The sequence below is a fragment of the uncultured Chitinophaga sp. genome, from assembly GCF_937874145.1.
In the GTDB taxonomy this organism is placed as follows: Bacteria; Bacteroidota; Bacteroidia; order Chitinophagales; family Chitinophagaceae; genus Chitinophaga.
The window spans coordinates 1-9,483 of sequence record NZ_CALNBI010000172.1 but is presented as its reverse complement, the minus strand read 5'-3'; the positions used below and the strand labels follow the sequence as shown (position 1 = coordinate 9,483).

Sequence of the window (9,483 nt, the reverse complement as noted above, 5' to 3'; positions counted from 1 at the left end):
CGGCGCCCAGCTCTTCACTTTCGCCCGCTGCTCCGGCTTCATGTCCATGATGAATCCCCTCGGCGTAAATCCCCCTGCATCACTTTCAAGCGCAAACAAATGCCGCTCATTATTCTGCTTCGCCAATTCTGCATATTTCGCACCGCCGCGCACGCCATTCTCCTCATTCGCAAACAACACCACGCGCAGCGTCCGCTTCGGCCGCATCCCCAGCGCCTTGTAAGCCCGCAGGATCTCGACCGACTGCACCACACCGGCGCCATCGTCGTGCGCTCCCTCACAGTTATCCCACGAATCCAGGTGCGCGCCCACGGTAATATATTCATCCGGGAACTCGCTGCCGCGCAGTTCACCGATCACATTATGCCCGATCGTATCCGGCAGCATCTCGCAGGTAGTACGCAGAAACACCTGCATCGAAGGATCGTTCCCGATCCGCTTGCTCAGCCGCTGCGCATCCTGCAACCCTATCGCCACGGCCGCGATCTTCGGAAAAGAATCATTGTATCGCGTGCTGCCGGTATGCGGATGGTTATCCGTGCTGTGGCTCATCGAACGAACGATCACCGCCACCGCGCCATATTTCGACGCCCGGCTGGGCCCCTGCGAGCGGAACTTCACCGCATCGCCGTAGCTATGGAAAGTTTTAATGAACGTCGGGTTGAAAGGGTAATTATAAAAGACGATCTTACCTTTCACCATATCTTTCTTCGCTTCCAGCTCTTCGAACGAACGTACTTCCAGCACGGGGGCCGTAACGCCCTTTGCACCCGTCCCCACCGAATTCCCCAATGCGATCACATTCAGCGGGGGCACAAAATCCCGCCGCCGGCTTACGATCTTCGCCTGCTCCTTTTCGCCCCGCACCCAATGCGGCACCATGCATTCCTGCGTAAAAACCTTCTCCGCGCCCGCCGCCTTCAGCACCTCTGCGCCCCATTTCTCGGCCTGCACCATCTGCGGCGATCCCGCCAGGCGGCCGCCGATCTGCTTGGTGAGCACGCGGAGATTTTCATAGGCGGTACTGTTTGTCAGCACCTCGTCCGCCAGGCGGCGGATCGCCAGCGAGTCAGACTCCTGCGCAACGGCTCCCTGCACCGTTATGCAGGCCAGCACTGCTAAAATTGGCTTCATCATGATAAGATCCGGATTTACGGCTTTAAAGCTAACTAATTTTAAAATACTTACCTTAGCAACTCATTAAATCCACTTCACGGATGCGCATTGGAATTGTATGCTACCCAACTTACGGTGGTAGCGGCGTTTTGGCGACTGAACTGGGCAAAGCACTGGCAGACAAAGGGCACCTGGTGCACTTCATCACCTACCAGCAACCCGTCCGGCTGAATGCCTTCCACGCCAATATTTATTATCACGAAGTTCAGGTCCCCACATATCCGCTGTTCGATTTCCCGCCGTACGAAAGCGCACTCAGCAGCACGATGGTGGACGTGATCCTCAATCAGAAACTCGACCTCCTCCATGTCCACTACGCCATCCCCCACGCCTCCACGGCATACATGGCGCAGCAGATCGTGGCCAAACAAGGCCGGCATATTCCCTTCATCACCACCCTGCACGGCACCGATATTACGCTGGTGGGGAAAGACAAGACCTACGCCCCCGTAGTCACCTTTTCCATCAATGAATCGGACGCCATCACCGCCGTGTCGAACAACCTGCGGGACGAAACCTACAAATCGTTCCCCATCGAAAAGGATATCTCGGTGATTTACAACTTCGTAGATACCGCACGCTTCACCCGCCGCGATCTTCCCCATTTCCGCCAGGCCATCGCGCCCAACGGCGAAAAAATCCTCCTGCACGTGTCCAACTTCCGCAAAGTGAAACGCGTTCCGGATGTGGTGAAGGTCTTCCGCCAGGTGCGCGACGTCATGCCGGCCAAACTCCTCCTCGTGGGCGACGGCCCCGACCGCCCCATGATCGAATGCATGTGCCGCGATATGGGCCTGTGCGATGATGTACGGTTCGTAGGTAAACAGGAGCAGCTGGAAGATGTGATGTCCATTTCCGACCTCTTCATCCTCCCTTCCGACTATGAAAGCTTCGGCCTCGCCGCCCTGGAAGCCATGGCCAGCCAGGTTCCCGTGATTTCCTCCAATGCCGGCGGCCTCCCGGAAATTAATATCGACGGCGTTACCGGCTATAGCAGCCCCGTTGGCGATGTCGACCAGATGGCCGCCCATGCGATCGCCATCCTGAAAGACGAGCAGCTGCTCGCCTCCCTCCGCAAAGGCGCCCTCGAACAGGCACTGCGCTTCCATATCGATAATATCATCCCGCAATACGAAGCCCTGTACGACAACGTGCTCCAGCAATCGGTGGTACGCAACTGATGCGGTTAAAACACATAAAAAAAGAGCGACGGGATCCCGTCGCTCTTTTTTTGTCCGGTTGCCCGGCGGTTATCTTTCTTTGAACCAGGAATTGGCATTCTGGAGCTTGTCGACTTTGTAAATCTGAACTTCCACCACGCCGGCGCTTTCCTCGTCGTTGGTGCGGGCGGTACCGATCACCTGCCCGGTGTTCACTACCTGACCGGATTTCACGCTGAAGTTGGACAGGCCTACGTAGTTGGTGAAGTATTGTCCGTGGCGGATGGTGATGCATACGCCGCCGCCGGGGATGGCGAAAACGGAGCGAACTTCTCCCTTGAACACGGCCCTTACGCTGCCGCCTTTGCGGGTGGCGAAGATCATACCGTCATTTTCTTCGGTGATGCGGCTGATGTCCGGGTTCCGCTGGATGCCGAAGCGGCCGATGATGGAACCGGATTCCACGGGCCAGGGGAGTTTTCCTTTATTGGCCTCGAAGTTATCCGAGAGGGCCGCGATTTCGGGCGTTGCTTCCAGTACGTTGTATACGCGTGCCGGTTTTTCGGGAGTTGCCGCGGCCGGGGGCTCCGGTTTGGGAGCCGGTGGCGGAGTTGGCGTGGCGGGCGCGGGAGTATTGGCTGCCGTGTTGTTATTGGCGGCATTGTTGGCAGCGGCGGCTTTGGCCGCTTCGCGGGCCGCGGCCAGAGCGCGCTGGCGTTCTTCTTCCTTACGCTTTTTCTCCGCTTCCGCGGCTTTCCTGCGGGCCAGTTCTTCGGCTTCCGCCTTTCTGCGCGCCGCTTCGATCTCTTTCCGGATTACCGCACGGATGAGGTCCTGCACTTTCTTCTGGTCTTTCTGCTTCTGCGCAATATCGGCTACCAGTTCCTTTTCCCGGCCTTTCAGCTTGCTGAGCACCTCGTCTTTTTCCTTACGGTCCTTTTCAAGTGACTCGCGTTGCTTTTGTTCAGCCGTAAGCGTTACAGAGCGTTTCTCCCGCTGGTCCTGGAGGTTTTTAACCTTGATCCGCAGCTGTTCCTGCGTTTCAATGATGTTATCGGCCTGGCGGCGGCGGAATTCGCGGTATTGCTGCAGGTATTTATAGCGTTTAACGGCGTCGTTGAAGCTTTTGGCGGAGAAGACGAAGTTCAGCAAAGCATATGAGCTCCGGTTTTTATACGCGGACACGATCAGTTGGGCATATTGTTCCTTAAGCGTGTCGAGGTCTCGCTGCAAAGTTTTCACATCGCGCAGCGCCGTGTTGATATCGCCGTTGATGAAGTTCAGTTCTTCGTTGATGTTGCGGATCAGTTTGGCGCGCGCCTCGATTTTGTTGCGGAGCGCCCGCAGTTGACCCAGGTTTTCCCGGCTCGATTTCTTGGTCTCCTTCAACATATTCTGCGTGTCGTCCAGCTCTTTCTGGATCTCACGCTTCCTCTGCTCCAGTTCTTCCCGGCTCTGGTTCTGCGCATGCAGCAAGCCCGGCGCCAATATCAGCGCCAGCAAGAATACCGGAATGAACTTTTTCAATTGCATCATATGGTTCCGAAGTGATGTTTATTAACGTTAAATATACAACGAAATTGTATTCTATTGACGGGTGTAAGACGCGGGAATCGGGAACGGGAAGCTCACGGGCTTGTTGAATTCCATCTTCCGGAAGTCCAGCGCTACTTTCATAACCTGTTTTTCTTCCACGTAAATCTTCCGCTGGAATGCCAGCTTGCGCCCTTCCACGGTCCGGAAATCGCCGTAAGTCAGCTCCACCACGCGCGGCGTAGCCTTTGCCTCATCCGCATCCGTGATCTTCACTTGCTGCACGGAATAATCATCTGCAAATACATTGAACTGGCTCACCAGCTGCTGCATTTTCGATACGAACGAAACCACCGATTGGGTACGCACCACCTGCTCTACCGTATCGCCGAGGAACACCGGGTTACCCACCAGCAGGTCCTGCAATTCAGCCAGGCTCATATTCAGCTTCATTAGTTCCTGCCCTTCGGCCGTACTGCGAAGCATCACCGTTCCTTCGAGCCGGTTGGTCACCTTGATGCTGTCGCGGGTGATGAGGATACGGGCGCCTTCCACGTTGAGCGGGCCGCCGATCCGCACCCAAATCGCGCTGTCGCGCTGCATCCGGATGTTCACGCCGAGATTATTGCCTTTCTTCCCCCTGTCATCTTCAAAATCCATCTTCACATCCGCCGTAAACGTTTCGAACGTTACCCGGTTGGCGTTCACTTTTTCCCGGATTTCACGCGCTTCGGCAAATGCCATTTCCGTACCGGCGGTATCGGGCCGGGTAGCGGGCGCGGTGGAGTCAGACGGGAAAGTGGCGCGGGTAATGCGCGTGGAACGGCAGGAAAACAATGCCAGACTGATCAGCGATGCAACAATTGGAAGTTCTATTTTACGATTCATGATACTCTGTTCGACGATTTTTTTATGCCCGCCGTTTAACGGTCCATATTTTTTATGTAACGCTTCTCCGCGATTTTGCGGGCAAGGCCGTGGGAATTCGCGCCGCGGGCTTTCGCCATCTGCCAGAACTGCATGGCTTTTTCCTTTTCGTTCAGGTTGAAGAGGATGTCGCCATAATGCTCCAGCACGTCCGGATCCTGCTGCGCTTCGTTGAATTCGAGCGCTTTTTCGATCCAAAGCTTCGCGTCACGGTAACGGCCGAGGCGGAATAGAATCCATGCGTAGGTGTCCAGGTAGGTCGGGCTATCCGGTTTCAACTCGATGGACTTCCGGCTGAGGGCTTCGGCCTTATCGAGTTTTTCACCGCGCATGGAAAGGTAATAACTGTAGTTGTTCATGACGATATGATCCTTCGGGCGCATGCCCAGCACGATCTCGTAGCAACTATCGCTCCGGCTGTGGAAGCCGCTGGCGTGATAGGTGTCTCCCAGCAGGGCGTACACATCCGCCACGAAGCGTTTTTCGCCGCCGATCTCGAGTGCGCCAGTGAGGGCGTTCACCGCGGCGTCATACCGTTGTTTGAAATAATTGGCCAGCCCGTTAAAGTAATATCCCATGAATTCGCGCGGGAACTGCTGCATGACGTGGTTGCTCACACGAAGCAACGAATCGGGCTGTTCGGTCCGCGAATACAGGTACATGAGCTGGTACCAGACGCTGAACCGGGTAGAATCGAGGTCCAGCGCGAGTTTGTAGTTGATAAGCGCGCTATCGGGCACTTCGGCCTGCGAATACATATCGGCCCTCAACGCATAGGCTTTCGCATCATCCGGATGCGATTCCACGATAAGGTTGGCCAGCATGATGCCTTCGTCCCGCTTGGTGGTATCCGTTTCGAGCATCTGGAGGTAAGGATATACGAAAGATACCTTTTCGTCGATGTTGAAATCGGGATTGTGGAAAGCTTTGAGGAGGAAGTCGCGGTACCGGGCTTCGTTACCGTTTTTCTTTTCGAGGTTGGCCACGGCGATCAGGGCGCGGGGATGCAGGGGATCGATGGACAGGATCGTGTCGTACACCGCCCTGGCATCTGCCGTCCGGTTCACCGCTTCGTAGATTTCCGCCAGGAGGCCCCAGTAGCGAAGCTCTTCGGGCTCCTGGGATATGAGGCGCCGCACCTCGGCCGCCGCATTGTCGGGCATGTTCAGCCGCATATAAATCCGCTGCTTCTGGAACACGATCTCATCGTTCAGCCCCACGCGCATTTCGAGGGAATCGAATATGCGGAGGGCGTCGGAGAACTGGTTCGCTTTGGCGAGCGAGAGCCCCTTGTTGAAAAGAAGGTCATCGTCCTGCGGCGTGATCCGCATCAGCCTGTCGTACACGACGGCCGCACTGTCGAACATATCGTTGACGGAAAACGCTTCCGCCAGCGACAGCTGGTACCATTTATTGGTGGAGTCCATGCCTGCCGCGCGCCGCGCAAAGCCCAGCGCATATTGCGGGTTGCGCGCTTCCATGAACAGGCGGCTCAGTTCATAATAAACAGCCGCGTTATGGCGGTTGAGGCGTAAGTAATCGGAATATTGGGTGATGGCGGTCTTGTAATCGCCGAGCATTTTGGAGCGTTGTGCGGCAAAGAAAAGACTGTCCGCCCGCTGCGCCAGGATTTCCTGTTGCAACGGAGCAGGGATCGAGGCGGCGCTTTTGCGTTGGCTGCCGCAGGAAGCGGCGAGCAGCCCCGATAATCCCAGGATCAGTATGCCGGTGGCGCGCATGCTCAGGATTTGCCGGTATGGCCGAACCCGCCTTCTCCACGTACCGTTTCCGTCAGCTCGCCTACTTCCGTAAGCTGGGCCTGAACGAACGGGGCGATCACCATCTGGGCGATTCGGTCGCCATGCTGGATGGTTTGCGGTTCGGTGGATAAATTGATCAGGATGATCTTGATTTCTCCTCTATAATCTGCATCAATCGTGCCGGGCGTATTCAACAGGGTAAGGCCCTGTTTGATGGCCAGGCCGCTGCGCGGGCGCACCTGCGCTTCGAAGCCGGCGGGCAGTTCCATGAACAGGCCAGTGGGAATGAGGGTGCGTTCCATCGGCTGCAGGGTAACTGCGGCTTCCAGGTTGGCGCGAAGGTCCATGCCGGCCGCATCTGCCGTGGCATATCCGGGCAGCGGGTTGGCGGAACGGTTGATGATTTTTACTTGAATATCAGCCATTGAACAAAGGTAACGGTTATCGGTAAAAGGTTATTGCTTTTCGAGGAGCACGCTGGCATAGGCAACCACGCCTTCCTCACGCCCTACGAAGCCCAGCTTTTCGGTAGTGGTGGCCTTGATGGAAACATCCTCCACCGTCAACCCCACCAGCCCCGCAATCACTTCCTGCATCTGCGGAACATACGGCTTGATCTTGGGCGCCTGCAGGCACAGGGTCGAATCCACGTTCACGACGCTGTAGCCTTTGGCCTTGATCAGCTCGCTGCAGCGGGAAAGCAATATTTTGCTGTCGATATCTTTATAGGTATTGTCAGTGTCCGGGAAATGCGTCCCGATGTCGCCCAAAGCGGCGGCACCCAGCATCGCATCGCAGATGGCATGCAGCAGCACATCGGCGTCGCTGTGCCCGAGGGCGCCCTGCGTATGGGGCACCAGCACCCCGCCCAGCCAGAAGTCGCGGCCCGGCACCAGCTGGTGAAAATCTACGCCCAATCCAATCCTTAACTTACTCATTATCCAGTTTTTTGCAGTTCCGTAAAATAATAAATCCTCCAAAAGACCGGAGGATTTATTGCATCTTAAAAATTATTATGGCAAATATACTATCTATTCCTCATTTGCACCCAGGTCGAACGTCAGCGAGAACCGCAGGGTGTTCGACAGCGGGTTCCGCTGAATACCCGTTCCCGAAGGCACCAGGTACGAGAAGTTCAGGCCGAAAATGTTATACTTCACGCCCACGCCGGCCGTAAAGAACTTGCGGTTCCCCTTGGAAGCGTGCTCGTTATAATAACCCGCCCGAACAGCGAACAGGTCGTTATACCAATATTCCGCGCCAACAGAATACATCAGCTCCTGCAGTTCTTCCTTGAAACCTCCCGGCGCATCGCCGAAGGAACTGAACATCCCCTCCAGCATGTTCTTGTTGGGCAGGTAAGCGGAATCGCCTACGTATTGAACCGACGGCACCATCAGTTTATTGATGTCCGCCGTGAATGTCACCTTGTTATATTCATCGATGCCGATGGTGTACGCCGCGCCCAGGCCGAAGTTGGTCGGCAGAAAGTCTTTCTGCGCAGACTGGGTGTAAGAAATGCGGTTACCGATGTTGGAAATGGAAAGGCCGGCGCTGAAGTTGTTCGTCATGCCGTTGTTATTCTCGAAATCCTTCGTGTAAAAGGCGGACAGGTCGGCAGCCACAGCGCGCCCGGGACGGATGGTCTGGTCGTTGATCGTACCGCTGGCCAGGCTGGAGTGGATGTAACGAAGGGTTACGCCCATCGACCAGTTTTCGCTCAGTTTGCGCGCATAGCCCGCATCAAAGGCAAATTCCCTCGGCCGGAAGTTCCCGTCGAACTGGCCGTTGTTGTTCCTGAACTCGATATCGCCCAGGGAGAAATAGCGGAGGGAGCCCCCGATCGCCTGATTTTCATCGATTTGCGTATAACCAGCGAGCTGGGCAAGGAAAACATCCTGTACCAGTTCCTTCAGCCAGGGCGTATAAGTTACCGCCACGGCGGATTTCTGTTTGGCAAAAGGCAGTTTGGAAAGGTTCCAGTAAACGGAATTCGCATCGGGGGAAATTGCTACACCCGCGTCGCCCATCGCGCCGCTCCGGGCGTCCGGGGAAATGCGAAGGAAAGGCACAGCCGTGCTGATCACATTTGTCCTCCCGTCTAACGGAGTGGGAGGGTCAACCTGCGCATTTGCATTCATAGATAGGCAAAGGGAGAAAATGCAAATAACAGCTGTCGTAATCCTGGAAAACATGCAATACTATTTAGTTAGCTTAAATGTAAAAATAATGTCTAATTTATTAAAAGCAATAGACGGGGATCGAAGGCATAATATTATGTGCTCAAATTCATTCAATTTATAATTTACGAATTAATACAATATCAGCTTTCCGCCATATACACGTTGGCCGCCCTCCATTTTGCTCAAGCTGATTTGAAAGAAGTAAATTCCAGGGGTCAGTCTTGCTCCCGAACTGGCATCGGCATTCCAGGGTATATCCCCAAAACGGCCGTTGTTCGTATTTATTGTGCTTTTTATCTGCTTCACCGGTTGGCCAGCGGCGGTAAAGATAGTGATAACAGCGCTTACATCCTCATTCTTCCAGGGTACCCCGACCATAAACCGGGCAAAACCACGGACCGGGTTCGGGTAAACCCAGGCCTGCCCGCCTTCATCTTCCCCACCTACTACAAACCGAAGCGTTTGGGTGGTGGAATTGTTCCAGGTATCCCAGGCCCGGATCGTGAGCGTATGCGCCCCCGGCGAAATCCCCGCCATGGGAAAACGGACCGTACCCTCCTGCCAGGTTCCCGGCATGGCGATATAATAATTATTCAGGACAAAGAATTGCGTGCTGTCGTCGAGCACGGCGGTGAGGTTGTGCCCCGTGCCGTTGCCCGTTGCGTTGATCCCGGAAATATCCTTCAAATGCAGCAGCAGCGTAGGGGAAGAAGAAGTATGCCCACCATCCCTGAAGCCCCGGTG

Annotated in this window: 9 protein-coding genes; 1 reads left to right on the top strand and 8 read right to left on the bottom strand. The window is 55.4% G+C overall.

Features of this window, described 5'->3' with window-relative positions; all coding sequences use genetic code 11:
* Window positions 1–1,137, bottom strand: a 1,137-nt coding sequence (locus Q0510_RS08175; RefSeq protein WP_298709941.1) for a M20/M25/M40 family metallo-hydrolase, incomplete at its 3' end; no start/stop codon positions are given.
* 80 nt (window positions 1,138–1,217) lie between these two features.
* Between Q0510_RS08175 and bshA the strand changes: the two genes are divergently transcribed.
* The gene (bshA, locus tag Q0510_RS08170; protein ID WP_298709939.1) at window positions 1,218–2,357 is read left to right on the top strand and encodes an N-acetyl-alpha-D-glucosaminyl L-malate synthase BshA; all 1,140 of its coding nucleotides are present in this window, start codon (window positions 1,218–1,220) and stop codon (window positions 2,355–2,357) included.
* Window positions 2,358–2,426: 69 nt separating this feature from the next.
* Here bshA and Q0510_RS08165 read toward each other — a convergent pair whose 3' ends face one another.
* From Q0510_RS08165 to Q0510_RS08135, 7 genes are all read right to left on the bottom strand, one after another.
* A complete protein-coding gene (locus Q0510_RS08165; RefSeq protein ID WP_298709938.1) occupies window positions 2,427–3,872 on the bottom strand; it encodes a peptidoglycan DD-metalloendopeptidase family protein in 1,446 nt (481 codons plus the stop codon).
* Between the two features lie 51 nt (window positions 3,873–3,923).
* Complete coding sequence (locus tag Q0510_RS08160; RefSeq protein ID WP_298709936.1) at window positions 3,924–4,757, bottom strand: DUF4292 domain-containing protein; 834 nt, start codon at window positions 4,755–4,757, stop codon at window positions 3,924–3,926.
* Between the two features lie 35 nt (window positions 4,758–4,792).
* Window positions 4,793–6,535 carry a tetratricopeptide repeat protein gene (locus tag Q0510_RS08155; RefSeq protein WP_298709935.1) on the bottom strand — a complete coding sequence of 581 codons (1,743 nt, stop codon included), beginning with the start codon at window positions 6,533–6,535 and terminating at the stop codon, window positions 4,793–4,795.
* Between the two features lie 2 nt (window positions 6,536–6,537).
* On the bottom strand, window positions 6,538–6,981 hold the full coding sequence (gene dut / locus Q0510_RS08150; RefSeq protein ID WP_298709934.1) for a dUTP diphosphatase: 444 nt from the start codon (window positions 6,979–6,981) through the stop codon (window positions 6,538–6,540).
* A 30-nt stretch (window positions 6,982–7,011) separates the two neighbouring features.
* Complete coding sequence (gene ispF / locus Q0510_RS08145; RefSeq protein ID WP_298709932.1) at window positions 7,012–7,494, bottom strand: 2-C-methyl-D-erythritol 2,4-cyclodiphosphate synthase; 483 nt, start codon at window positions 7,492–7,494, stop codon at window positions 7,012–7,014.
* A 93-nt stretch (window positions 7,495–7,587) separates the two neighbouring features.
* Window positions 7,588–8,751, bottom strand: a complete 1,164-nt coding sequence (porV, locus tag Q0510_RS08140) for a type IX secretion system outer membrane channel protein PorV (RefSeq protein ID WP_298709930.1) — start codon at window positions 8,749–8,751, stop codon at window positions 7,588–7,590.
* Between the two features lie 117 nt (window positions 8,752–8,868).
* Window positions 8,869–9,483 (bottom strand): T9SS type A sorting domain-containing protein (locus Q0510_RS08135; RefSeq protein WP_298709928.1); only part of this gene is annotated, 615 nt, incomplete at its 5' end.

Bases quoted from the DNA above. Each gene is read 5' to 3' on its own strand.
- bshA (WP_298709939.1), top strand. From the start codon at position 1,218: ATGCGCATTGGAATTGTATGCTACCCAACTTACGGTGGTAGCGGCGTT.
- Q0510_RS08165 (WP_298709938.1), bottom strand. From the start codon at position 3,872: ATGATGCAATTGAAAAAGTTCATTCCGGTATTCTTGCTGGCGCTGATA.
- Q0510_RS08160 (WP_298709936.1), bottom strand. From the start codon at position 4,757: ATGAATCGTAAAATAGAACTTCCAATTGTTGCATCGCTGATCAGTCTG.
- Q0510_RS08155 (WP_298709935.1), bottom strand. From the start codon at position 6,535: ATGCGCGCCACCGGCATACTGATCCTGGGATTATCGGGGCTGCTCGCC.
- dut (WP_298709934.1), bottom strand. From the start codon at position 6,981: ATGGCTGATATTCAAGTAAAAATCATCAACCGTTCCGCCAACCCGCTG.
- ispF (WP_298709932.1), bottom strand. From the start codon at position 7,494: ATGAGTAAGTTAAGGATTGGATTGGGCGTAGATTTTCACCAGCTGGTG.
- porV (WP_298709930.1), bottom strand. From the start codon at position 8,751: ATGTTTTCCAGGATTACGACAGCTGTTATTTGCATTTTCTCCCTTTGC.